We start from the raw sequence: 26,376 nt of genomic DNA on the forward strand, positions 1-26,376 counted from the left end.
GAAACGATTCATTCTCGCTCAAAAAAAGTTCGAGCAAATGATATAATGACACCACAGTTCAGAATTTGATGGTGTTTTCGACCATCGCCGGAATGGTTTCTTGGCCTCCAGCAACAGCTTTCGGTCGCGGAGGGTCGGGTTCGAACCCACTGTTTCGAGCACGAGGCGTTTGGTGGCGGGCTCGCCGCGCTCAAACTGAGAAACGAGTCCAGTGTTGAAGGAAACGAGCTCTCGGCCGGGTTCGAACCATCCGCGTGCCCGCTGGAGTCTCTCGAGAGATTGACGGAGTCGGAGCTGCTCGCGTTCGAGCTCGGCCCGATCGCCCAGGAAGTCGTCATCGCTCAGGATGTCGCGCACCCGCAGCTTTCTGAGATTCCGGAGCTGGGTGTCGATCGAGAGGAGCGCCTTCTCGAGCGATCGACGTTGCCCGTCGTGGTCGCTGGCACCGGTGCGCGCCAGGCGCTCAAGTCGGTCGAGCACGTACCCCCTGAAGCTCTCTGGGAGAGTGATCGCGCGGAGGAAGTCGAGGAGCTGCGCTTCGAGCTGGGCCTGCTCGATGACGGGCTGCCGGCAACGGTAGTCCTGTCTCCGCCGCGTGCAGTGGTAGTAGGTGTAGCGAGAGCCGAAGCGGTTCACTTTGTTCTCGGCGGTCACGGAGAGCGCGCACTCGCCACACCGGAACATACCGGTGTAGGTGAACTGGTGGTGCTTGGGGCGAGCTCTCCCCGGTCGTCCGAGGATCTCCTGAACCCGATCGAACTCGTCGAGCGTGACCAGCGGCTTGTGCTTGCCGGTGTAGATCTTGCCCTCCCATTCGAGAACACCCGCGTAGAATTGGTTCGAGAGGATCTTGTAGACGGCAGAGAGCGTGATCGGCCCGCCACCCATGCGCTTTCGCTTGGGTGTGGTGAGTCCCCACTCGCAAGTAGAGATGTCCCAGATCCTCCGAGGTGCAAAGACGCCCGTGAGTGCCAACTCCCACATGCGACGAACGAGCGGAAAGCGTTCGGGATCGGGAACCGTGGTTCGTGTCTCATGGTCGTTGAGGTAGCCAAGCGGAGCACGGGTGGGCAGCCAGCCATGTTCCACCTTGGTGCGGTTTCCGCGACGGATGTTCTCCGACAGACTGTCGACGTAGTACTTGGAATATCCGAAGGTGATCGCCAGCATGAACTTTCCTTGCGGGTTGTTCTCGAAGGTGAAGGTCGCAAACTTGAGATCGCGGAGCCGCCCCGTGTCGAGCAGGTAGATGATCCTGCCGCCGTCGATCGAGTTTCGCGCAAGGCGATCGGGGTGCCAGGCGATGATCCCCTCGGCCTCGCCTTTTTCGATGCGCCGGACCATCTCCTCGAAGATCGGACGGCCCGGCGTGCGTGCGCTGCGCGATTCCTCATACACCCGTACGATCGTCACATCCGGCCACGCCGAAGCACACCGTTCCATCTCGCGGCGCTGGGAGTCGATGGAGAGAACTTGACGGTCCTCGTCCTCGGAAGATTTTCTGCAGTAAAGAAAGTAGTTCATGAGAGTGGAGGCGGAGGGTCTTCGAAGAGGAGTGACCGGTAGAGTTCGAGAAGCTGCGAGGCCGAGCGTCGCGCCTCTTCAACCGAGATCTCCTCGCCAAACTCTTTCTTCCAGATCGCCTGGTATTCTCGGATGTCGTCCTCGGTGAGCTCCATGAAGGGAGCGTAGCGAGAAGCGCCGGCAGCGAGGAGGATGGAGAAGTTGTCGTTCTCGACGAAGTACCCATCCCTGCTCGCATACTAGAAGCTGTCCTTGACGGGTGTCAACTCTCCGGAGGCGGAACGCGGACGAGTGGGCATCATGTCGTCGCCGCCAACTCTCCCATCCTTCGCGACGGCAACGATCACGCGTACCGTCTCGAGTATGGAACAATTCACTCACATCGCAAATGCGGGGGCGCTCCGGCGCATTCCGATGGTCTCGTCGGTCGAGGAAGACGGACGAATGATCGAGATGATCTACGATCCGAAGCGCAAGAAGACCGCGTTCGCGGTCTGGAAGGATGAGAAGTGGACGCTTGAGCTCCAAATCGATGCCGGCCAGAACCGAAAGCTCGTCCCGTACTCGCCCTACAACAACCTCATCAAGAATCGCATCGTCCTCTTCCCGGCGGGACCCGAAGAGTACGGGTCGGAGAAGGAACTCGTCGACCGCATCCAAGCCTTCATCCACCGTTACGTGGATGTGACTCCGCTCTTCGAGAGGATCGTCGTCTACTATGTCATCCTGACCTGGCTCTACGACGGTTTCAACGAGCTTCCCTACCTCCGTGTTCGGGGAGACCCCGGCAGCGGCAAGACGCGCTTTCTCCTGACGGTGGGGTCTCTCTGCTACAAGCCGATCTTCGCCTCGGGTGCCTCCACGGTCTCGCCGCTCTTCCGTCTGCTCGATACCTTCCGCGGAACCCTCATCATCGACGAGGGCGACATCCGCGTGTCGGACGAGAAGGCGGAGGTTGTGAAGATCTTGAACAACGGCAATGCCCGCGGCTTCCCCGTGCTGCGCAGCCAGGCCTCCGAGAAAGGCGAGTTCAACCCGCGAGCCTACCAGGTCTTCGGACCCAAGCTTGTCGCCACCCGCGGCTACTTCCAAGATCGGGCACTCGAGAGCCGGTTCATCACCGAAGAGATGGGCGGCAGGCGACTTCGCCACGACATCCCGATCAACCAACCGGTCGACGCCGAGGAAGAAGCCGGGCACATCCGCAACCAGCTCCTTCTCTTCCGCTTCCGGAACTGGGGAAAGCGTCTTCCCAACGAGAGTCTCGTTGATCGCTCGGTCGAGCCCCGGCTCAACCAGGTCTTCGTTCCGCTCCTCTCGGTGATCGATGATCCCGAGACGAAGCGCGAGCTCCACGATGTCGCGCGCCGCTACCACCGCGAGATCGTCGCTGAGCGCGCGATGGACACCGAAGCGCAGGTGCTCGAGGTGATCTCGGATCTCGCCGCCGCACCCAACGGGAGAGCGTCCGTGGGTGAGATCACGCGTCTCTTTACCGAGCGCCACGGCGAGGACTACGACCGGAAGGTCACCTCGAAGTGGATCGGCACGATCATTCGCAGACGCCTCGGCCTCCGGGCGCAGAAAAGCCACGGCAGTTTCGTGATCCCACCAGAAGAACTCTTGCGTCTCCCGCTCCTGCGCGAGAAGTACGGCCTCGACAGCGGAGAAGAGTTGGACAAACCCGACCGGGTGGACATGGGGGACATCGGGGATGTTGCGAAGGCAGCGTAGACGACAACGTCAATCGGTGAAACCACATTCTGCGTAGCGATTGGGCCACCCCATCCGTTATGTTTGATGTCCCCTACATCCCCATTGTCTACCCAGCCATCCATGTCTCTCGACTCGATTCACCAATCCACAGAAGTTTACGCTCTCGGCAACTTTCCCATCCTTACCCGCGATTGGATTTTGGCGGACCCTGAATCTGTATGGCGCACCAGGCAAGGCTCCCCAACTACCTTCGCGGCTCCCGGAAACGGGCCGGACTCTCGCAACGAGAGGTGGCGTTTCTGTTGGGATGTCGGTCCGCTGCCAAGGTCTCGCACTACGAACGGTTCCTTCGTGAGCCCACGCTCAAGAACGCCCTGCTCTGTGAGATCATCTTCGACACTCCAGTTCGTGAGCTCTTCGCGGGTGCCTTCGAGCAGGTGGAGAAGGATGCCCGTCGGCGTGCACACCTCCTCCGACTCCGGCTGAAGAAGAGACGCGATGACCCCCGGCTCGACCGCAAACTCGCGGCGTTCACGATCATCACGCGCCGACCGCCCGACGACCTCGATTACCGGCTCGAACCGCTTCCTTGAAGAAGCGGCTTCTTCGCGTGCTCGCGATCGATCTCAACACGAGAGGCTTCGGCTTCGTGGTCATCGAGGGATCGGATCACCTCATCGACTGGGGCCTTCGCGATATCCGCGAGGAGAAGGAACGAAACACTCTCGAGAAGGTCGACGACCTCATCCGGCTCTACCGGCCCTCCGTGATCGTCGTCGAGGATATTGACGATCCGAGTTCCCGGAGGGGGCCGCGGATCGAGAAGACGCTCCGCCAGGTCGCCGAACTCGCAACCCAGCGACGAGTCTCTCTTCGCAGGGTCTCGACCGCGAAGATGCGCGGCGTCTTCGCGCGCCAGGGCGCACGGAACAAACACGAAATCGCGGGCGTGATCGTCGCTCGCTTTCCGGAACTCGGCCTATACCGACCGCCAAAGCGCAGGCTCTGGATGAGCGAGGATCAGCGGCAGGCGGTGTTCGATGCGGCGGCAATGGTGGTCGGCTGTCCAAGCCCCACAGAGTGCGAAAACCCCAACCATGTTTGGTTGGGGTTGGGGAACTCTGCGGGGCCCGGGAGAACACCGAAGGCCCCGCAGAGCCCCCACCCAGGCCCCCATCCCAGGAAAGGGACGAGGATCTCCTTAAATCATTGATCTTACGGCGCTTTCTGTCAATACCTCCTTTTGACATCCGTTTCGCTGTTGACACGCCACCTTTCTGCTGCCATACAGTCCCCAAGACGTAACTTTCTAGAGCCTAGTTCGAAGCCGACACACCTAGCGAAAGGAGGATGCTGTGGCTGTCCAGATCAGAACGTAGAACCAGACACCCGTGGCCATGTCGCGCTGGTCGTAAGGGAGGAACGATCGGGTTCATCATGGCAGGAAACGAATTCGCAGAAGCGCATTTGCCGAAAGGGAGAACCAAATGCCGCGATGCCGCGATGAAGATGACGACCAGGATCGCGCACTCAGAAGCAGCCTCTCTCAGCTCTCCAAGGAGCAGATCGCGTTTCTTGAGAGGTTCCTCGATGGGACGATTGAGCAGCGACAGCTCGTACGCCGTGTTCTCGAGATCGATCCGAACCGAGCAGCTACTTCAGAGCACCTATCTGAGATTCTCGGAGCGGCTGCAGATAGCTGGGCTTGCTGGTCAGGTTTCGTCTCGGTCTATTCACGTGACGCACAGAAGACCGAAGCCACGCGTCGCATCATAACGACCCTCTTCAACGCGGGTGTAGAAGTTGAACCGCGCAGTGATTTTGATGCCATTAGCGAGTGGTTGAACCAGTTGATGGACGAACTCGTCCGATCGATCAAGCTTCATGCGGACCGAGGCTGGAGACTTCCCGAAGGGATTCTTCTCATCACGGCGGTGGCTAACAGCCGCCGCAAAACCAGAGCTACTGAGCAACTACGCATCGATGATGATGACTATGCACGCTTCGTCTTCATGCGTAGGCGAGTGTATCGAGCTCGCTGCTTCTCAATTCACGCCATTGCCCAGGCGCTAGAAATCGGTCCCCTTGAGGCGGCACGGATTAAGCGTCGAGCCTATCACCGGAGGCTTACGGATCAGCAAGTAGCAGCTCTATTGGGCATGAGCGTCGAAGAAATACTCACGCTCCTCACGCCAACACCCTCGGCGTTAACACTGAATGCCCTCTATGATCGCACAGGTTATTTGGATCGCCGCGTTCGTCGAGACTGCCCGACGGAGGAACCGGAAGGTGCGTCACCTGTAAAAGGTACCACGGCGACACTGCGGATAGCCGGCGGTACACTCGGCTCCGGACAAAAGATCATCACGGCTCACGATATCAAACATATCAACATGGCTGACATCTTCGCGACCCTCATACTCAAGTGCAAAACCGATAAGCCAGATGCGGAGTAAGAGCTATGCATGCGGCAACAGATGGCGCAACGGAACGCTTCGCTGAATTCTGTCGTACAAGCCTCGCGGTATCACGCTTCTTGAAGAGGCTTGGCTGTACTGTCGTCAATAAGCGGATCCTCTCGGAGGAACTGATCGGAGGACATATAGCAAGATATCCAAACATAGGCCTTTTTGACAATCAGCCACTACCGAAGGGCCTTCTTGCGGCAGTGGTAAAATGGAATCACTTGATCAATGGCAAGCAGCGATCACTTTTTGCGATTCTCGTTCGACCTTTGGCGGATCGTGTCATTCGTCGGTTCTGTATAGCTCACGAGCTTGGGCATATTTTTCTTCACGGAAAGCTCATGCGGCCTGGTATGCTTGTAGCAAAACCAGCCGAGAGCTGGTTTTTGGAGAGCAATGACACCAGAAGGTTATTGGAGATCGAGGCAAACGTCTTTGCACTACTGTGCCTTGCCCCGACAAGACTGATCACGGCGCTCGAAGAGGTCCAGGGACGACCGCCGACGGCTGTTGCCCTACAGAGCGCACTATCATGCGTGTATCACTGGTATGTGGATAGGACCCTCGCTCAAGAGCGCTTGTTGCTCCACGAGATTATGAGTGGAAACCCTCTGGAGGCGATGCGCCAAGGGCTACGGATGCGTAGAATTTTCGAGGAGCGCATCCTTCCGCATGGATCTTGGACTCTTGATGGACCAGAGGTGATGCAGCGTAAACAGGAAGCAAGAGAATTCCAAGTTTGCCAAGCAGAATCCGGGCAGCAGCATCTGAACGGCGGTGAGCGTCGAAAGTTGCGGGATATCCTACTGGCAGAAGGAGTTCTTGTTGAGAAAGGAGAGATAAGTGCCCCCCAAGGAGAAGACGACGTTTCTGCTCTCGCAGCAGGCCCTCGACCGCCTAGATGAACTTGCTCAGGAGCTTGGCGTGAGCCGAGCAGAGGTCGTACGCCGATCGATCGGCGTTTATGACTGGGTCATCGAGCAGCTTGCATCAAACAAAGAAGTGCTTTTGCGAGATACCGATGGAGAGATCAAGGGAGTTATTCTTGAGCCAGGACTGTTCCCCTCTCAGCGAGCCCGGAGCGGTGGCAGACGAACGGATGACGAGAGTGGGTTGAAGGTTGCGACTTCTGAAGTGGGAGAACATAGGGATGAACCTCCATCGCCGTGATGAATCAGGAAACAGAGGATCGAGGGAGCGATTAAGCACAGAGTGGGACGAGATGTGTGTGCCGCCGAAAGTCGCCGATCCTGTGCTGTGCAGCGAGGGGTGAAGTAAGTGGAACCTATTCGCGAGGAAATGCTCTCCAAGTGGGTTGACCGGCGGGTAGGCAAGGCGGAGTCGGCGGTAACGGAAGAAACGGCAAAGGAGCGCCGCCAAGGAGGAATCGCCTGGGTTGTAGCTCTTGGGTATATATTAACGGGGATACTGCTAACGATCGTGGTATTTGTCGTAGCAATAACAAAAGGAGACATAGAGAGCGCGATTAAGGCTGTTCCGGTTCTCGCTGGATATTGGGGATCGGCAATGGGTTTCGTTATGGGATACTATTTCCGCCAGGACACCCAGGGGGGCTGAGTGTTGTGCGGTACGGTCTACAGGTCGAGCGGACCAAAGATCGTGGAAGTGACGATACTGTATATGTGTCTGAGCATAAGGTGAAAGGAGGAATCAGATGAGTTCACGTGTTAGGTTTGTGGTAACGTTGGCAGGAGCGCTCTGGCTCGTAAGCGCTGACCGTCTTGCCTCCGCGACCGAAGGAGTGCTTACTCGCGATGCGTATACGTCATCAGTGTTTTCAACCACGAACAACGGGGCCGCCACTACTTGCCGTGTGAGCAGCAGCGAGCGCTGCTGGCTCCGCTTCTTCTTACCGCCGGTTCTTCCTGCTGGAACGACGGGTGCTGATGTCGCAAAGGCCACCATCAAAGTATGGGCGAACACCGTGTCAACGGGCGGTTCGTTCGATGTGTTCCGTGTGGTCGGTGAGTGGAATCAAGGGACCATCACGCACGCCAACGCGCCCCTGCTTGCGAGTTCACCAGTCGAGTCGAATGTGAGTGTGACCGGGCGCGGCTACACAATCATTGATGCCACGCAGCTCGTTCAGGGCTGGATAGATGGGACGAGCCCGAACGAGGGAGTCGCGCTCATTCGGTCCCCAGGTTCCACCCTCAACGTCCAGTTCGATAGCCGTGAGAACACGACAACGAGCCACGAAGCACGGCTCGACATCACCCTCGACATGAGCTTCGGGGTACCTGCGGGCGCCATCCTTCTTTCTGATGGCGTGTGCCCAACCGGCTTTAGCGCGGTAACAGGCTACGAGGGCAGATTCCTTGTCGCATCAACCACTCCAGGTGTGAGTGGTGGCAGCAATGGGCATGGGCATAGTGTAGATGGTCTCACGATACCGCCACACACGCACAGTGGAAATACGAGCAACAGCTGCTCCGATGTTCGGTGGGTCGATGACAACAGCGGCGGATCCGATCACTATGTGTGCGGTGCCAACCACAGTCATGCAATTGCTACCGGGCCAGCGAGCGGCGGGACGGTCAACGGAGCAACTTCGCCCGTCGACAGCCGCCCGGAATTCATTACCATCGCGCTCTGCCGAAAGAGCTAGGCTCGGGTCTTCGCGCAGGAGATTTCAGTTGGTGTTGGCAAGTTGATACAAGACGAGGATTCGTTGCTCAACCGCTTGACTTGGTCCTCAAGTGGCTGGAGACGCTGGGAGAGCCGGCGATGAAACCTGAGGCGGCGCGGCTTGCCGACGCGACCAAGGCCGTCGGCATTTGGATTCGGGTCTCGACAGAAGACCAGGCCCGGGGCGAGAGTCCCGAGCACCACGAGCGCCGAGCCCACGCCTACGCCGAGGCCAAGGGCTGGCAGGTCCGCGAGGTCTACCACCTCGAAGCGGTGAGCGGGAAGTCGGTCCTCGGGCACCCGGAGGCCGAACGGATGCTCAAAGACGTCCGGGAAGGCCGGATCACCGGGCTCATCTTCTCGAAGCTCGCGCGCAACACCCGAGAACTCCTTGATCTCGCCGATCGCTTCCGCGAGTACGAGGCCGATCTCATCTCGCTCCAGGAGTCGATCGACACCTCGAGCCCCGCGGGCCGGCTCTTCTACACGATGATCGCGGCCATGGCGCAGTGGGAGCGGGAGGAGATCGCAGAACGCGTCGCGGCCTCGGTTCCGATCCGGGCCAAGCTCGGCAAGCCGCTCGGAGGAGCGGCTCCGTTCGGCTACCGCTGGGAGGCCCGAGAACTCGTCCCGGCCCCGAACGAGGCTCCAATCAGGAAGCTCCTCTACGACCTCTTCCTTGAGCATCGGCGGAAGAAGACGGTCGCTCGGCTGTTGAACGACGCCGGCCACCGAACCCGCAACGGATCGAAGTGGACGGACACGACCGTCGACCGTCTGTTGCGTGATCCCACGGCCAAGGGTCTTCGAAAAGCCAACTACACCCGCAGCACCGGCGACAAGAAGCACTGGGTGCTCAAGCCCGAGGCGGACTGGGTCTTCTCCGAGGTGGAGGCGATCGTCTCGGAGGAGATCTGGGAGCGGGCGAACGCCATCCTCGATGCGCGGCGAAAGACCGGAAAGGGACCTGCTCGGCGAACCGTCCACCTCTTCGCGGGTCTCGTCTTCTGCCACTGCGGCGGGAAGATGTCCGTTCCCTCTAACTCCCCCAAGTACATCTGCCCGAAGTGCCGCAACAAGATCCCAACCGACGACCTCGAAGCCGTCTTCCGGGAGCAGCTCAAGGCGTTCGTCTTCTCGCCCGGCGACATTGCCGAGTACCTCACCCAGGCCGATGAGGAGATGAAGAAGAAGGAGGATCTCCTGGGAGTCCTGGAGGGTGAGCGCGGCAAGCTCACCCGAGAGATGGACCGGGTGATGCAGCTCTACCTCTCGGACCAGATCTCGAAGGATGGCTTCGGCCGGGAATACCGTCCGATGGAGGAGCGCCTTAAGCAACTCGAAGACCAGATCCCGGCTCTCCAGGGCGAGCTCGACTTCTTCCGCATCCAGCACCTCTCTCGGGACGAGGTGGTTGTCGAATCCCAAGACCTCGCCTCGCGCTGGTCAGACCTGACGCAGGACGAGAAGCGGGAGCTGGTCGAGAACATCACCGAACGGATCACGGTCGGCACCAACGAGGTCCAGATCGAGGTGTTCCACCTCCCTTTCGTCGGTAAGACCGTGGCAGAAAGGCAACGCAGTGCCATGGCAGCGTTGCCTTCTTGCCATTGGCTCCTCAGGGGCTCGAAACCACGAGGAAAAAACTACCCCCAGACTCCCAAATCCCTCGGCGACCACCTCAAGCGGTGCCGGCTCGATCTCGGCCTCCGGCAAGAGGATGTTGCCGCCCAGATCAGGGTGACGGCGGAGACGATCTGCCATTGGGAGCTGGGCCAGCACGAGCCACCTGTCCGCCTCATCCCGGCAATCCACACCTTCCTCGGCTTCTGTCCCATCAATCCCGCCTGGACCCTTGGCGAGCGCCTTCGGGCTGCTCGGGAGGCCCGGGGGCTTTCTCGAAGACGAGTTGCCGGGCTGGTCGGTCTCGATGAGGGGACGGTCGCGCGGGCGGAGCAGGGCATCCCAAGGATGGCGCGGCGATCGGTCACGGCCGCCAGCGCCATCTTCACCGTTGGCGGCGTAGTCAAGCTGTCCACCAAAGCGGGGGAGGATCAGAATCACTGATCGGCATGGGCCGGATTACGCACTCGAGGGAGGGGTAGCCCCACGGCACCTCCCATGGCCAAAAGGAGGTCCTGGCGCCTCCCAGGCGTTTTCTGCCCACTCGAAAGAACCGCGAGGACCCGTCCGTCTATCTGGCGAGTTGGCTGCCGACGGGGCAGCCTCACATGGCCGTGCGTTTGCGATGCCCTCCTGATCGGGATAGTTGCCCGTGGTCGCACGTGACAGCCTGTGCGTAGGCGGCGACGTCTCTAGGGAGGGGGCTCAGTGCAGATTCGTTCGCTGCCAAGCAGCTTCTTCGGTCTCCGACGGAGTTCCCCCAAAAACCACCCTCCCCTCAGCTCGGCACTCGCAAGAAAGTCTGTTGACTGCCCAAAACCCACCCTGGCACCGTTGGCGTTCACAGACGACTGCGCGCCCCCAACCATCATGGTCGCTCACTACCCGCACAAGCCCATGCGACCTCGCGCCGGCCATGGAATCGCCAGCGTCCTCGACGCACAGATTCAGACCCGCGAGGGGGCGGGACAGGAGCTCGCGCAGCTTCTCGGCCGAGAGAGCGACGAAGCGCCGGGAGACGGTCGAGTGCGACACCGAACGCTCCGCCTCGCTCTTGGGCAGGACCTCGAGGGTGTCGGCGTAGCCCCGGGCGGACACGCCGCGCGAGACGGCGGCCAGGGGGTGGCGATCGAGGGGATCGCGCGAGGCGGCGAAGGCGAAGCTCGGCAGGGCGAGTTCGTGGCCGTCGACGGAGCGAGCCCGGAGCCGGCGCAGTGGGATCCGGCGGCCACCGAGAGTGACCTCGCTCGTCTTCGTACCGGCGCGGATGGCCGTGCAGCCGGGGTTGGGCAGCCACTTGGGGCCGCACAACTCGGGCGCTCGCCCTCCATCATCGCCGAGATGACCTGGCGACCCGTCTTCCCGGACGTCCTCAGTATGTGATATCCTATGATTGACGGTTCCTTGACTACCCCGCCACCCATGGCGATCCCCATTCGGGGAGCCATGTGCTTTGCCTTGTACTGTGTCCCTCAAGCGAATCGCCGAAATTGCCGACGAGAAGGAGAGAGGTAATGGGATCTTTGGCACTCCTCGCGCTACTTGCCTTCATCCTCGCTGTCTACACGATCATTCGATATTGGGTTCTTGTGTACGCTCCCTCAGTTAAACATCTCGACTATGAGGATGCGTCGGATCATGTAAGGGACTTGATCAAGGATATTGACGCCGCAAAATCCTCCATAACGATTCGTTGCCGTCGGTGTGACGTCGGAAACGCCAGCGCTGACCTTCAGGAGGAGTTTGTTAACGCAGCGCGACGCGCCGCAAAGAAAGGCGTCAAGAAGATCACCGTAGTTTGCGAGCAATTCCCCGAGTCGGAAGACCACATCATCAACCGGCTCGCTGCCGAAGGGATCGTCAAGCTAGAACAAGGGAACGTTCTAGTCTATGCGCGAGTTGTTGATGAGCGCACCGTAGTGACTGAGACCAATGCCAATTCTACCAACGCGCAACAGACGAGAGCTCTTGCGCCAGCTGGTTCCTGGGTCCGCGTTCGCCATGCGAGCAAGGCTCTCTTGGCAGACCTCCAGAAGGCCGCATAGCGCGTCTCTGACTTTGGAAGTTCCTTCTGGATCCTGCTAGGTTCTCTGAGAAGGAGACCACCGGGACGTGTCCACTGCTTGCGAAACCCATACGCTCTCTTGGGCGTACTATTGTGTTTTCCCCGCGAAAGCAGCGACCGCGAGTGACTGTTTGCTTGGCGTAAATCCCCATCCCGGAATCACCTCAGCTGGATTCATCGATATTCGCACATGTCCCGATATCGAAACACAGTACTTCCTGCTGATAGCTCTTAGCATTGCGGCACTGAGCTATTTTCAGAGCATCATCAACGCACTCCCCGGCACGGTTGCAGGCATCGAAGAACGCGACGCTCTAACACCTGTATATACGAGTTTCGCGTTCGTAGGTACTGCGCCTCTTGTGCTGTTCGGGCTTGCGGGGATCTTTGCTGTCGTACCGTGGTGGTGGCATTTCGTCTGGGGGCTGTGGCTAGTGTTACTGCCCCTCTTTTTTTTGCGGGCGCAGGTTTTTGTGCGACGAGCGGTAGGGTCGCTTCGTGTCAGAGAGAGCTTGAGTCAGCTGAGAGCGCGACGAATTGCAAATCATGGCAACGCCGCAATTTGCCAAGCGATCGCCCGCCGCGCGGTCGTTGAGTTTACCTATGACGGGGCAACGCGAATCGTCGAACCTCACGCCCACGGCAGAAGTATCGAGGGAAACGAGGTCATGCGAGGTTTTCAGACATCTGACCCAAGTCAGTCGGACGGGTCGATCGCTTGGGGACTCTACGAAGTGTCGAAAATCTCCGGCCTACGGGAGACCGGGGCAACATTTTCCAGTAATCGCTCCAATTACAATCCGAACGAGGAAGGAATGGGTGTCATCCATTGTCACGTCTAACAGCGACCGCAACGGTCTTCTCTCGCGAATAGAATAGAGCCAGCTCCAAGTGGAGCTGGCTCGTGGCATTTCAGAGCTATCCCGATTCCACGAACGAGAAACGAGATGTAGCGGCCGCTGTTGGTGCCAGGCAACGCCTCCACAGCTACACGGGCTCCACTACCAGTGGACGCGCAAGGTCCAGGGCAAGACCGTCGCGCTCCGCATCACGCCTGTCGATGATCTCCTGAATCCGGAGGATCGATGCACCGAGGGACGAAGCAAGCGGCTCCGAGTCGAACCAATCCCGGGGATCCAGGCGAGCCGGTCGTTCGAGGTGTCGCGATACCACCGCACACGCATAGTGGGATCACGAGTAACAGCTGCTCGGATGTGCGGTGGGTCGATGACAATAGCGGCGGATCAGACCACTACGTGTGCGGTGCGAGCCATACTCATGCGGTTGCCGTCGGTCCGGCGAGCGTTGGGGCGATCACCGGAGCCACGTCCTCTGCCGACAGCCGCCCGGAATTCGTGACCATCGCGCTCTGCCGAAAGAACTGACGGAGGAGTAGAGAGCAGGGTCACAACCCTGCTCTCTACTCCTCGCAGCCGCGAATGGAACAACGTCGGTGAGATCCAGCTACAGAACGTCCGTGGCCCTGCGGACACGTCGAGCGCCCTTTGCAAGTATGCGCGACACGGCCTCTACCCTGGCGCGGGAGTCGCTCGCGGTGGGTGCCCGGTAGTTGACGCGCACTTTGTAGCCGCGAACGGTCGCTGGTGTACCGGCTTCCGCCTCCTCGGTGTCGAGATGCACTATCAGCCCTTCCGGCGAGCAGACGGTGACGCGGGCTAGGCTCTCTGACGCAAGCGACGACTGGACTGCTCGTGAAAGGTCACGCAGCGCCGACTTCTCTCGCGCGACGGCGATCACTCGGTCGAAGCCGGCGGCAAGGCACTTCTGGATGTTCGCAAGCTCATGCTCGGGGTTGGTCGAGATTGAGATCTCGCAGGCGATGCGCTTTCCGTCACGCGAGAGCGCTACGTCGACTCGGCCCGCGCCATCGAGGACGTCTTTCTCGATGGTCGCCTTCCAGCCGCGGTCCTCGGCAAGTCGCTTGATGAGGTGTTGGAGGTACTTGTGTTCGGCTCCGCCTCTGCCGGACGCCGGTGCGGCGGGTGACGTCGTCGCTGCAGGCGGACGTCGCGATGGCGGCGGTGTTGCCCTTGGCGGTAGGCAAGAGGTTGCAGGGACGGGGTGCTCCGCCACTACTGGCTCCATAGCCGCGATCGGGGTGTCGATCGTCGTTGGCCGCGGCTGCTCAACGTCGGTAGCCGCACGTTTGACTCCGAGCCCCGGCTCGACCGCTTCTCGCGGCCTCGCGTAGCTCTCGCGCGAAAGCCGGACAATCTCGTCCACCCGGGACCGAGCCTCGGAGGGATCGACCGCCTCGATCGGGAACGTTCGCAAGTTGAAGTCCTGGTCACTGCGCTCAAGCCGGCAAATCGCCTCGCCCACGGCGAGGGACTGGAGATCGTTGGCATCGAACGAAGAGAATCCGTGCGCAAGCAGCCGCGCGTCCTGATCGCCGACGCGAAAGCAGATCCGGGTGGCGGGGTTGGTGAGCACAGCACTCGAAAGCCGTCCGTCCTGGTCTTGGAGTTGCCGCGTGTCTTGGTGCGCGAGCACCAGACCGAGATGGTACTTGCGAGCTTCGGCAAGGAGAGCGGCTACCGACGGGGTGGCAAAGTTCTGGAACTCGTCGATATAGAGGTGGAAGTCGGGCCGCTCGCTCTCGGCGAGCTGCTGGCGCGAGAGCGCAGCCTGATGGAATTTGGAGACAAGAAGCGCACCCAAGAGGTGCGCGTTTTCGTGTCCGATGATGCCCTGCGAGAGCTTGGCGAGGAAGATCTTCCGGCTGTCCATGAGTGACCGGAGGTCGAGCGTGCCTCGGCGCTGACCGACCATGAGCCGGATGAGCTTCGGGCGCAGGAACGCATCGAGTCGCGTCAAGATCGAGGCCGACGGATTGCCTTTGAGGAGCGGGTACTCCTTTTCGAAGTAGTAGACGACCTCCGCGTCCCGGACGCTCGCAAGGAACTCCTTCCGGAATGCCGGATCGACGAGGAACTTCCGGAGATCGAGGAGCGACCCGCCGGCGTCACTCTCGAGGAACGCGAGGATCGCGTTCCCCAAGATGGACGTCATCTGGTCCCCCCAGGATGTCGCGAATCTCCGGAAGATCGCGACGAGATCAGAGGACAAAAGGTTCTTCTCGACCTCGGAGTGCGCTTCGAGCACGTTGAACCCGACCGGGTACTCCTCATCGGACGGATCGAGGATCGCAACGTCCGAGAACCGTTTCTCGGGAATCCGAGCAAGCACTTCGTCGATGAGGTCTCCGTGCGGGTCGAGCACCCCGACGCCGTCGCCGTTCTCGATGTCCTGCAGGATCATCCGGAGGAGCAGCGTGGATTTTCCGGTCCCTGATGCCCCGACCACGTAGGTGTGGCGCATCCGGAGATCAGGATCGATCGTGACCGTCCTGGTCTTCCCGCGATGCGTGTTCTCGCCAAGGACAACGCCCTTCCGCGAAGCTCCGGCCGCCGCTCTCGTGGTCCGTGCTTCCCGAGCGAGGCTCTCGGAGCGCACGGACACCGACGGAAGGTGGACGAGCGAGACGACTTCATCACTCGAAAGGAGCATGCCTGACCGGTGCGTGCGCCGAGCGAGGAGATCTTCCTCGTGAAGGTCGTCCGGATAGTCGTCGTTGGAAAGCGGGATCAGCTCATTGCCGCCGGGGTTCGCAAACTGCCCAAGGCTTCCGCCGAGCGTCCTGACCAATGACCATGCGCGTTCACGATCGGGGCAGCGTGCGGCGACACGCACCACAGCAGCGAAGAAAGGATGCGCGATTTTCTCGGCTGCCTGCGATAAAATCTCGGGAGCGTCGGCAAAGAAGCTATCCCCATCACCATCCGTGACCGCGCGAAGAACGCTCGGCGCCCACGGGTTGCGTGTCGCCTGCGAGAGCACCTGTACGAGACCGACCTCATTGTCGCGAAGGTCCCCGAGTGCTGCCACCACCGAGATCAGAGGATCGACGTCGAAGTCCTTGGCAATCTTGAGCGGGAGCATGAACTCACGCGACAGCCCGAAGTCGACCACGAGGCCGTGCCCGTCATCCGCGCAGCTCCAGAGATCGCGAAGCGACTCGGTCGCTGGAACGATGCCCGTCTCGGGGAAGTAGGCACCGAGCGCACGCCGGATATCCGCGGAGTCGGACGCACGACACGCGAGCGTGACTCGCACCTCGCCCGATCGGCCAGTTAGCTCGAAGGAGACCGGGTGCTCGACCGGCGAGAGCGCCAACAGAAACCGCTCGGCGCGCTCCTTGGTGACCTTCAGATCGCCGGGCAGCGTGATCGTGTGCTCGACGATCTCATCACCGAGCCGATCTTCGAGGGGAAGCGGTTCGTCATCGACCTCGCTTTGGAGGTGCCCGGCCTCGTTCGCCCGAGCGCTCGACCCGCGAAGGCGCTCCACCCAGCGGCTCAAGCGCGTGTGCTTGCGTCCATCGTCGCGCTGGCCCTGTCGTGGAGGCAGCGTGTGGCCGAAGAACGGCCGGAACGGAGGCTCGACGACGACCGGCGCATCCCACACCTGCCAACCCCGACCGCGGATCTCCCAGCGGTAGAACTCCTGGGTGAGATGCTCCTCGACCGTCACGGCGAAGTCGATCTCACAGCGTGCTGGTGATCGGCAAGGCTACTTGTAGAACTCCCGCAAGACGGGCTTGCGTTCGAGCTCGGAGAGCGGCCGGAGACCCTTGGCCTGGGTTAAAGCGTCGATCACTTCCAAGACGGCGCCATGCACCGCCTCCTGGAACATGAGCGTGGTGTCGATGCGAAAGTAGGTGAGCGGCCGGAAGAGGCGTTCGAACACCCAGCCGACCACCGGGATCACGACGATGTAGACTTCCTTGCCGCTCTCGGAGAGCAGAACACCGACGATTCCCAGGCCGATCACGACAGCCAGAACTGAGACGAGCAGTCCCACGCCCATGCCGAGCTGAGAGCCGATCAGATTCCAGGCCACCATGAAGCCGATGACGGCTGCTGCGGTGGGCAGAACCGGCGACGGCCGCGGTTCCCCCAACCACGTCGAGACGAAGAAGCTGTTGCCGAACGGTGCCGCGCAGATGTCAAAGCTGTGCCTGCCACGCGAAACCCGCAGGTACTCGCGCTTCGCGGACAGCAGACCACCCTCTTGCCAGTCGATACGCGAAGGCTTTCCGTCGGGAACCTGACGCTTCTCGATCGCCTTCTCGACCGCGGTGTAGAACTCGAGCGACGAGGTCTCGAGATTCTCAATGAGCCGATGCCAATGGGAGATGATTGCAGCGGTGGGTATGGATCTCGGCATGGCTTCACCCCTTGCTCCGGGGGTCACTCACATCAAGGCTCTTGGTCCTTGTGCCGCGCGACACCCTCGTTGTGGTAGGCGAAGCCGGAGTAGGAGCCGTAGGGCGAGGAAAGCGTTCCAGTCCCGTCGGTGGACTCGGTTCGCGAATGGTCCTCGGTGAGCATACCGGCGAGAGTCCGGTCACGCCGGTGGTAGTTGGTCAGACCACGACGCTCGATGGTGTACTCGTAGACAAAGCGGTTGGTTGTGAAGCGAATCACCTTGCCGGCGTGGACCACTGCGTCATCCGTAAACTCGCCGCAATCTTTCGTATCTTGACTACACGGACCGCTCGGTGTGACGCAGGTCGTGATGGTCAAGCAGTAGCCCGCGATGATTGACTCTACGATCTCTGGCTTGCCGCCATCGCGCTCGACGGTTCTCCTCTTCGTTTTCCAAACCGAGAACGACATCCCCGTGTCCGCGTCGATGAGCTGGAACATGTTCGCGTTGAAGAACACGGTTCTTGAGGAGAAGCTCGAGGCCAGGGCAGGTGATGCGATACCCGTAGCGACCGCTCCAATAAGTACAACTGTCGCTGCGGTCTTGTTCACCATACGAGCGTCCAGCCCAGAGTTACGGCACGACGGTCAGCGGGCCGCTGGCGCAGACTGTCCCCGATGCCGTGCGGTAGTTGCAAACGCGGAGGGTGTACGTCCCCGCGGTCACGATCACGGAACCGCCAACGGTCAACTGGCCGATCGTACCGACGGGGCGTGTGTTCAGATCGGGTCGCGGTATCGGTGTGCCGTTCACATCCCACTGCAGGCTTAAGGCACCCTGGTTGTCCGAGTCTCCGAATACGAACCCGCTCCCGTTCACGCGGACATCATAGCCATTGAAGAGATTGCATGTCTGGCCGGCACGGCAGGTACCCGTGATCGATGAGATGACGGGCGATGGTTGATAGACCGCGAACTGGACGGTGTTGCTCCGCTGGCCGTTGGAGAAACTGGGCACGGGGTTATAGAGCTGGACAAAGTAGGTTCCTGGCCTCTCCGGGAATCCGACGCCGGAGCCCTCACCGAACGAATCGACATGGTAGGTCGCGAGTGTGCTGCTCGCAGGTGTTGCTCGAAGGCTCCCAAGCCCTGGCGGATCAGAAGCACCCCACAAGAGATACAGGATCCCGGTACTGAAGTTCTGACCCGTGAATGAAAGATCGACAGCCCCCGTATTGAGCGTCACAGATGAAGGCGTGAAGTTATTGATTGCTGGCACGGGGAGCGCGGCGGTCGGTGTCGGTGAAGGGGTCGCTGTTGGGCTTGGAGTGATGCAGGCGAATTTCTGGATCCGATCGATATCTGCGACATAGACATTGCTGGCAGAGTCAACGGCCACGCCGGTCGGTCCCCTGAACTCACCGCCGCCAGAGCCAGACATCCCCCATTGACCGATGAATGTGCCGCTCTGGCTGAACTTCTGGATGCGACGGTTGGTAGTGTCGGCGACGTACACGTTACCACCATCGATCCGTACATCCTCCGGCCCCATGAGTTCGCCGACACCACTGCCCCCAGGTCCTCCCCACTTCGTGAGAAAAAATCCACCTGAACTAAATTTCTGGATGCGATTGTTCCCCGTATCGGCAACGTACAGGTTGCCTGTTGCATCCACCGCTACGGCGCGTGGTTGCAACAGCTCGCCGTCGAGACTTCCGACAGTCCCGATCTTCCCCACGAAGCCGCCGTTACCATCAAATATTTGGATTCTATGATTGTTTCGATCAGCTACATAGACCTTACCGCTAGTATCGAGAGCGACACCCGTGGGCTGATCGAATTGCCCATCGCCGGTACCCCGCGTACCCCATACGAGCACGAATGTACCGGCAGTCGTGAACTTGTGAATGCGGTGATTCAGCCTATCGGTGACATACACATGCGTGCCATCAGTAGCGACGCCCGAAGGCGTGTCGAACTGTCCGTCACCCGCGCCGTAGCTTCCCCAACTACCAAGAAAGACCCCGTCGCTCGTGAATTTCTGTACGCGAAAGTTCTCCCTCTCGGTGACATACACGTTGTCGGCGGCGTCAACGGCGAGATGGTAGGCGCCGTTGAGCTGCCCATCCCCAGAACCAAGAGTTCCCCACTTGGTCACAAATGTGTACTGGCACCCAGCGGTCGCTGTTGGGGTCGGCGTCGGAGAAGGAGGAGGTGTCGTGTAGAAGACCCGTGCCTGCACATAGTCCGCACGGCAGGTGTTGGTAGGCGTCGTGCCACGAGCCCAGCACCACATCCGTACGCGGAAGTTCAAGTCCGAAATCTCTCCCGGCGACCAGCTTCGTCCCCAGGTGTCGGTTGACCCACCGATCGTCCAGGTGCCACGACCACCAGAGAGACCACTCCCTCGGCAGTTGGGCGTCCCAGGTGTGGTGCTCACACATTCGCCGCCGCCTTCCGGATCAGGATTCACCATGTAAGCCGGAATGAACGAGCTACCGCCGTCGTACGACAGATCAGTGAAGATGTCGTCGAAGTAGTTACCTACGCCTACGTGTCCTTCAATCTGAACCTCGATACCGGTGACGGTTGCATCAGAGGGGAGTGAGAAGCCGAATCCGCCTACTTGGTGAGTTGGCCGCACGCTGCCAACCTTCATGCCGACTGCATCGAGATCATCGTCGGCGAAGAGGTTCTGGCCGTCGACCCAACCACCCGTCTGACTGCCGCCCAAGAGAAAACCCGTGTCAGTTGAGACCGGGCTTGGCGTGTTTGTTGGAACTGGCGTTGGGCTGGGACTGGCGAGAGCGGGAGGTAGGCACACAAGGACGATGGTGTCCGTATCCTTCTGGCCATCAATCCCAACCGTGCGGAGCTTGAAGGCCCGCGATGCTTTCTTGGGACCGTTCCGGCTCGACTTCAAGCGTACCCGAAGATCGACATCGCTCGTGTAGAGTGAGCCGATGAAGGGCAGGGCACCAACACCTGCAAGAGCATCGAGGAGCCCCATCCGGTTCATGGCGTCGTCCGCGTTCTTCTCCGAATCCTTCTCGCTTGGTTTCAAGAGTTCGTAGGACGCGATGCCCGGAGACACGCATGCGGGTAGCCGTAGGTCCTGGTGGTTGAAGATCAGCCGCGTGTTGAAGGTGCAGGCGCCATCAGCCGCGCCATCGAGATCGCACGCGGCACCGTCAGTGCAGGGCTGCTTCGACTTTGGCACACACTTGCGTGAGTCGAGTAGTAGCTCACCCGCAAGAGAAAACTCGCCGAAGCAGTCGGTCTTGGCAGAGCCGCCGCCCATCACGAGTGACTTGTCAGAGGCAGAACCGCACGAAAGGAGTCCTTTCAAGACATCAATGTCGCCCTTGTCGATGACGCCGTTGCCGTTCAAGTCTCGCGGATCTTCGGGGTTTGCAGGGCGGCCGAGGGCGTCGCGGATGATTTTCTCATCTTTCGCATCAATACGGGTATCATCGGTCAAGTCACCACGGAACCGCGGCAGGCCGACTTCCAGCCGAATAATTCGTTGAGTACCACCCGGGAGATATACGAGGAGGCTGGCGACCCCGTAATCAATACCTGTAATTACAAACCGGGTCTTGCCTTGGCTTTCCTCACGTCGCACTGTGGCAACGCTCGGGTGAGCGGTCTCGATGAGGCTTTCCTGTAGGCCAGTTACATCAATGTCGACACCTTCGACGTAGGCATGAAGGGAAAGACTCTCTTCCTCGGCTGGGCGGACCGCCATCAGCTCCGGCACCTCAATTGCAGACCCATAGTCGAAATCGGGAAGCACTAATATCTCGACGCTATCGCGTAACACCGTCGTGCCAACTCGTCCGGCAATCCTCAGTGTAACGGGCCCGACGACGTCTGCAGGTAGCGGGAGCTGGATCATTCCGGAACCACCTGAGGCCCGGCCCGCCCCGCCGGGTACCGTCGCGACTAGCCCATCGAAGGTCACCCCGTGCGTATCTACCAGCACACTCACAATGTCGCCCCGCTGGAATTGCTCGCCAGGTGCGGGGCTAGTGATTTCGAGCATTGGGTCAGCCGCGGCTCGCCCAATCACGAGGAGCAAGACCGCAACCGTAACCACGACGATCGCAGTCGCTAGTAATGCCAACCGATTCATATACCAGGACATTATCATGTTAATATTCTAGCACGATACTTTGCCTAGGGTTGTGGACTACTCGGGGGCACTCTAACAAACTGATCGACTACACCATCGAGCAAGTTAGCGATCTCGGCCGGAAGTTGCGGTCGCGAAAGGATTGATCGTGATGGAAATGGGGCATCCGGTATCCCGCAGTAGCCGACGGTGCCAGAGTAAACCTCCTGGATATCTCGCTGGAGTCTAAGATATCTCGCCAAAACAGTCGCGTCTGTGTGCAGATAGGGGCCGACTCCGGTCACCTGAGAGCCGGCTTGTGATAGCGTCTGACTCTGAATCGGCGACACGAGGTCCGTCAGGACCGCGGGGGAGCCCAAGAGCTGCGCCCCACCACTCGGCGGGCTCCATGCCACCGTACAGAAGGGCGGGGTCACAGGGAGATCCTGCAAATAGTCGGCGAGATGACAGAGGGCAGCATCCAGGCTGTTGGCATCATCCGCTGACGATGATGCAGAAACAAAATGCGTAGGTATCGAACCCGGCCGTGAGTTAAGCGTACGGAGGGCATCATTGGATGGGCAATCCGAAACCGGGCAGAGGTTCGCGACAGCTCCGTGGTGAGCCTGCCGAAGGTAGTTACGCAGATCGTCATCGTCGTCAGAGAACCGAAGAACCGTGTCAACGATGCCGGCGACATCCGTCGAATACTCGAAGGGACAGGATACTATTGCGGACGCGAAGTCGAGGCCGACGGTGGCCCAGCGTGTGCCCTCGTGCGGTGTGTCGATGCTGACGAGCCTACGAACATCGCCCGCGAGAAAGTTCGACGGTCGCCTATAGAGGCCTCCAAGATGTTGATTTAATGCTTCAACACAGTCCTGAAAAAGGCCTGGAACCGGTTGGCAGAGTGGAAGAGTCCGAGTAGCCAGGGCACCCATACTGTGTGCGACGACGTCGAGTTGGATCGCGACCGCATCGTTGTCGACTCCGAATCGATTGAGGCAGCCTCGAAGATCGCGAGCGATCTCGCCGGCGACAGTGGCGAAGGACGCGAATTGACTACCGGTGTAATCAGCTACGCAGTAGTAGTGCTTGTGAGGAGGCCGAATCGCAGGGGGAAAAGTCAGGTGAACGCTCGAATCTGGGGGCGAGGCGGAGTTCAGGAATGACCGCCAAGTGTTTCTGCTGCCGCCGAAGCCATGCACGAGAAGAACAGGCGGCCGTAGAAGTCGCACGACTCGTTCAGGTGAGCTGCAAGGTTGATGAGGTGAAGACGGTGGATCTGGAGTAAACTGAATTGTATAGGGATAGGAACGGTCTCGAGTGGTGTCGTCCCCAAAATGATCGGGACTCTTGACGATGAAGTAGCCCAGGTGGCGAGTGACCGAGGCAGCGTTCTTTACTTCGGTCGTGCGTACCGATTGGCTGCAGGGATTTTGTGAAACAGCGCCCGCAAGGGTGTGGATGGATGGATTAAGGGAATTGGCAGGACAGTCGATTGAGAAGGTGATATCGCCCGGTTGCTGGGTCTCAAAAACAAAAAGGAGACGAGATACTCCGTCGCTGGCAAGCGCAGTTGGGTGCCATGCATAGTACGGAAGTCTAGAGGTAATTGAGGAGATATCTGAATTGACGAGTCCGGCGGAAGTCGCAAAGGATGAAGCGTCGTAGGTTATTACTTGCACAGAGTTGCAGGTAGATGTGGACGGTGAGCAACGGGGATCTAGGTCGTCGATAAAGTCGTTGCAGTCGTCGTCAGCGCCATTGGTGCAGGTGGGGTCACCCACGGGACCTTCAATGCCCGGTGGTGCGGGATAGTAACGGCAGGAATCGCCGACGCAGCGGTCGAGCGTGCATCCGTCCGCATCCTCGCAGTCGCCATTCAGCGCGCAGTCAGCAGAACCACCAATGCAGGCACAGGATGCGTTGCAGGTTTGGCCGGTTGAGCAATCGGACGGGGAGCCGTCACATTCTTCGTTGCAGCCGGCCTGGATGACATCGTCGCCGCAGTGAGGACCGCCCGCGCACACGCCGGCGGTGCAGCGGTCGTTGATCGTGCACGGGTCGGGGTCGGTGCAGCTGGTGTTGTTGGGGCGGGACTGTCTTTGGCAAGCGTGTGTAATGAGATTACAGACACCCGTGTTGCAGTCGTTGGCTAAGCTGGTGCACTGGGTATCGCTGGTGCAGCCGAGTATTTCGCACGCACCGCAGTCGCTTGCGCGGCACGTCTGGCCGCCGGCACAGCTTGACGGCAATCCGGTGTCACAGGCCTCCGTACCACAGACCCTTCCGTCGCCACACGAGACGGGACGGGGCTGTTGGACACATTGGTCGTTCGATTCATTGCAGACACCCGTGTTGCATAGATCAGTCTGAGCGCTGCAATCTCTGGCCGTTCCGCCGACGCAGGTGCCGGCACCGTTGCACGCGTCGTTGATCGTACAGAACTGTGTATCGTCGCATGAGACGGTGTTGTTCGCTGTGACGCATTGCGCAGTGCTCGGGTTACAGGAGTCATTCGTGCAGGAGTTACCATCGTTGCAGCTCGTATGGCCGGGATCACTGCACGAACAACCGGCCGAATCGACAACCTGACCAGAGGAAGTCCCCGGACACGAGTCGCTCGCATCCGGAACACTGTCGCCATCGGCATCCGGAGGTACCCCACCTTGGCAGGTGCATGAAGCGGTGCAGGTCTGGCCGGCCGAGCAGCCGACTGGTGATCCATCACACTGCTCGCTACCTTCCTTGGTGTTGTTCCCGCAGGTTGTGATTAGCCAGTGTCCGTTGGTGCTCCAACCGGTCCCAGGGGACCCGGAGAGTTGCCACCAGAGGTTCTGCCCGATGTTCGTTCCCGCGTCGGCGCAGGTCGGTCCGCCGACAACGGTCATCTGTGTACCCGACGGCATCGTCGCCACGAGTGTTCCGGTGACACCTGCCGGATTGCGCAACCGTAAGTTGTGGCCATCGGCTGTGACGCTTACTGTGATCCCGATCGAGGGAAATGGTGTGAGCCATTCGGCGACCGCACTCCAGCCCTCGCGGTTCTGGTCGTCGCGCACCTGCCACCACCGAAAACCATCTGGCGTTACCGTGACGCCGTCACCGATTACCTGGAGGAAGTCGAGTGGTGGGTTTGTCCCGATCTCTGAGGAGGCAACCCCGGGCCCGTTCCTGAGTTTCAGGCCCGTCCCGCAGGTGTTGACGATCTGGACCTGCTGTCCGACCGAGATGGCAAGTGCCGGTGTCGCGTGAGCGAGAACCACTGCCGAAAGGAGAATGCTGGCTCCGCGGCACGCTCTCCGTGCCCACAGTCTGGACCAAGTCGCAGGCGTCTCCGCCATCTCCCCTCCGTCAGGTTGTCCCCGGTGCCGAGCACCAAGAGCTAGACCGGCCGGAACGCAAAAGTCAACCAGTACCGTCACCTACACCAAATGGTGTATCTCGCTCGGGGTGGCGGAACCGAAAGACGAACGGTCAGCCAGGCGGCGCTCTCATGCGCCGCACCCTCGCGATCTTCACCTGACCGATCTGGTCGGTCAGATCTACGAGGCCGTGGGAACCAGCGATGGCTGGGGTGTCTTCTTGGGCGGCCTTGCCGGAAGGATGCGCAGCGTAGCCCCGGCCCTCAACCTGACCGGCAAGGAACGTGACGCCGGTACGCTCTGGATCGCCCCTGGTCAGGACGACGAAGAGACGCGGCGCGTCTACGACACCTACTACCTCGCCCGTGATCCGAGGCGCCCCAAAATCCAGGAGACACCTGCCGGCGGAACCTTCATCGGCAACAGGGTCTTCCTCGATCGCGAGCTTGTCCGAAGCGAGTTTTTCAACGACTTCCTCCGGCCCCGAGACTTCTTCCACATCATGGGAGGAGTTCCCATCAAAGAGCCCGAACGGATGGCGGTGATCCGCCTCATTCGGCCGAGGAAGGCGCCACCTTTCGGGAATCAAGAGCTTCGGCTCCTCAGAGTCGTCATGCCGCACCTCACCCGAGCCCTCCACCTCCACTGCGAGATTGCTCGCGTCGCGGACGCGCGAGACAGCGCTCACGAGGTGCTCGACCGGTTTCGGACGGGAGTCATCCTGCTCGATCGTGAGGGCAAGGTCATCACCGCAAACCTCCAGGCCCGTGCGATCCTCGATCGCAGCGATGGTCTGTTGGTGAAGGACGCCACTCTCACTGCGGAGAGCACCGCTGCGAGAAGCGAGCTTGCCTCGACGGTCGCAGGGGTGCAGGCGCCCGACGGCAACGAGTCTGCGTCGCTTCGCATCCCGCGCTCCTCGGGGAAGAGACCGCTCGGGCTCCTCATCGCGCGGCTTCGAGGCAGACTTCTCGGCGACATCTCGAATCGAGCAGCGGTCGTTGTCTTCGTGAGCGATCCCGACGAGCAACGAGTGGCGCCGATCGACTTCGTCCGGCAGTCGCTCGGTCTCACCAAGGCCCAGGCTCGTCTCGTTGTTTCGCTCGCTGCCGGCGGACGCCTGAAGGACATCGCCGAGAAGCTCGGCATCACCTATGCGACTGCACGCAGGGAGCTCTTCGACGCGTTCAAGAGAACCGGGGTGCACCGGCAGAAAGATCTGATCGGGCTCGTGGTATCGAGCGTCGGCTCGGTCATGCAACATGCGGACCTCGAGGTCGTCGGTGGTAGCGGCCATCGCCGATCTTCGTGATCGCCTTCCCGCGAGACCAGCGCGCGACGGCCATGACCGCGGCTCTCGGATTGCGCGAGAGGGCAGGGATCCTCTTCTGGATTTCTGCGAGCGTGAACTCGTTCGGCAGTCCCGCGAGCACCTTGTCCCAGTCGATGCCGGAGGGCTGATTCCGCTTGCGGACGACCTTCCTCGTTCGGGAGGACCGAGCCGGAGACCGAACGCGCACGCCCTGGGGCTGCCCTCGGCCAATACCGGAGAGTGCCGCGGTCCACTTCAGAGCTTCTTGTCGGAGACCCGAGAGGTGATTCTCCACGTCGGCGATCTCTC

The 26,376-nt window shown here is 60.3% G+C and carries 18 protein-coding genes; 12 read left to right on the forward strand and 6 right to left on the reverse strand.

The genetic code is table 11. The features are described from left to right. Positions 1-18 precede the first annotated feature (18 nt). The gene (locus tag AAB417_00440; protein MEK7630488.1) at positions 19-1,524 is read right to left on the reverse strand and encodes a recombinase family protein; all 1,506 of its coding nucleotides are present in this window, start codon (positions 1,522-1,524) and stop codon (positions 19-21) included. Then, the gene (locus tag AAB417_00445; protein MEK7630489.1) at positions 1,521-1,679 is read right to left on the reverse strand and encodes a hypothetical protein; all 159 of its coding nucleotides are present in this window, start codon (positions 1,677-1,679) and stop codon (positions 1,521-1,523) included. The genes AAB417_00440 and AAB417_00445 overlap by 4 nt, the downstream gene beginning before the upstream one ends. Before the next feature lie 208 nt (positions 1,680-1,887). On the opposite strand from AAB417_00445, the gene AAB417_00450 reads away from it, so the two are divergent. From AAB417_00450 to AAB417_00500, 11 genes are all read left to right on the forward strand, one after another. Further along, entirely contained in the window at positions 1,888-3,258 is a 1,371-nt protein-coding gene (locus AAB417_00450) for a hypothetical protein (GenBank protein ID MEK7630490.1), read from the forward strand. A 200-nt stretch (positions 3,259-3,458) separates the two neighbouring features. Beyond that, complete coding sequence (locus AAB417_00455; GenBank protein ID MEK7630491.1) at positions 3,459-3,833, forward strand: helix-turn-helix transcriptional regulator; 375 nt, start codon at positions 3,459-3,461, stop codon at positions 3,831-3,833. After that, entirely contained in the window at positions 3,830-4,453 is a 624-nt protein-coding gene (locus tag AAB417_00460; protein MEK7630492.1) for a hypothetical protein, read from the forward strand. The genes AAB417_00455 and AAB417_00460 overlap by 4 nt, the downstream gene beginning before the upstream one ends. A 274-nt stretch (positions 4,454-4,727) precedes the next feature. Next, positions 4,728-5,696: a hypothetical protein gene (locus AAB417_00465; protein MEK7630493.1), complete on the forward strand. Its 969-nt coding sequence runs from the start codon at positions 4,728-4,730 to the stop codon at positions 5,694-5,696. Positions 5,697-5,701: 5 nt separating this feature from the next. After that, positions 5,702-6,610: an ImmA/IrrE family metallo-endopeptidase gene (locus AAB417_00470; GenBank protein MEK7630494.1), complete on the forward strand. Its 909-nt coding sequence runs from the start codon at positions 5,702-5,704 to the stop codon at positions 6,608-6,610. A 19-nt stretch (positions 6,611-6,629) separates the two neighbouring features. After that, positions 6,630-6,875 carry a hypothetical protein gene (locus tag AAB417_00475; protein MEK7630495.1) on the forward strand — a complete coding sequence of 82 codons (246 nt, stop codon included), beginning with the start codon at positions 6,630-6,632 and terminating at the stop codon, positions 6,873-6,875. Positions 6,876-7,004: 129 nt separating this feature from the next. Then, entirely contained in the window at positions 7,005-7,283 is a 279-nt protein-coding gene (locus tag AAB417_00480) for a hypothetical protein (GenBank protein ID MEK7630496.1), read from the forward strand. Positions 7,284-7,380: 97 nt separating this feature from the next. Then, the gene (locus tag AAB417_00485) at positions 7,381-8,334 is read left to right on the forward strand and encodes a DNRLRE domain-containing protein (GenBank protein MEK7630497.1); all 954 of its coding nucleotides are present in this window, start codon (positions 7,381-7,383) and stop codon (positions 8,332-8,334) included. Positions 8,335-8,414: 80 nt separating this feature from the next. Continuing rightward, positions 8,415-10,421: a recombinase family protein gene (locus AAB417_00490; GenBank protein ID MEK7630498.1), complete on the forward strand. Its 2,007-nt coding sequence runs from the start codon at positions 8,415-8,417 to the stop codon at positions 10,419-10,421. 1,079 nt (positions 10,422-11,500) lie between these two features. Further along, on the forward strand, positions 11,501-12,022 hold the full coding sequence (locus AAB417_00495; GenBank protein MEK7630499.1) for a hypothetical protein: 522 nt from the start codon (positions 11,501-11,503) through the stop codon (positions 12,020-12,022). 151 nt (positions 12,023-12,173) lie between these two features. Next, complete coding sequence (locus tag AAB417_00500; GenBank protein MEK7630500.1) at positions 12,174-12,884, forward strand: hypothetical protein; 711 nt, start codon at positions 12,174-12,176, stop codon at positions 12,882-12,884. Between the two features lie 622 nt (positions 12,885-13,506). On the opposite strand, the gene AAB417_00505 is transcribed toward AAB417_00500, so the two are convergent. Genes AAB417_00505 through AAB417_00520 form a run of 4 tightly spaced genes read right to left on the reverse strand, consistent with a single transcriptional unit; the run spans position 13,507 to position 21,408 of the window. Further along, a complete protein-coding gene (locus tag AAB417_00505) occupies positions 13,507-16,596 on the reverse strand; it encodes a type IV secretion system DNA-binding domain-containing protein (GenBank protein MEK7630501.1) in 3,090 nt (1,029 codons plus the stop codon). Positions 16,597-16,635: 39 nt separating this feature from the next. After that, positions 16,636-17,292, reverse strand: coding sequence for a hypothetical protein (locus AAB417_00510; GenBank protein ID MEK7630502.1), 657 nt, complete (start codon positions 17,290-17,292; stop codon positions 16,636-16,638). A 32-nt stretch (positions 17,293-17,324) separates the two neighbouring features. Beyond that, positions 17,325-17,888, reverse strand: a complete 564-nt coding sequence (locus AAB417_00515; GenBank protein ID MEK7630503.1) for a hypothetical protein — start codon at positions 17,886-17,888, stop codon at positions 17,325-17,327. A gap of 19 nt (positions 17,889-17,907) precedes the next feature. Beyond that, the gene (locus tag AAB417_00520; protein ID MEK7630504.1) at positions 17,908-21,408 is read right to left on the reverse strand and encodes a 6-bladed beta-propeller; all 3,501 of its coding nucleotides are present in this window, start codon (positions 21,406-21,408) and stop codon (positions 17,908-17,910) included. 3,537 nt (positions 21,409-24,945) lie between these two features. Here AAB417_00520 and AAB417_00525 point away from each other — a divergent pair. Next, positions 24,946-26,067 (forward strand): hypothetical protein, encoded by a 1,122-nt coding sequence (locus tag AAB417_00525; protein ID MEK7630505.1) that lies wholly within the window; start codon positions 24,946-24,948, stop codon positions 26,065-26,067. The last annotated feature ends 309 nt before the right edge of the window (positions 26,068-26,376 follow it).

The sequence above is a fragment of the Patescibacteria group bacterium genome (assembly GCA_038064855.1).
Classification (GTDB): Bacteria; Patescibacteriota; Minisyncoccia; order Ryanbacterales; family GWA2-47-10b; genus SICQ01.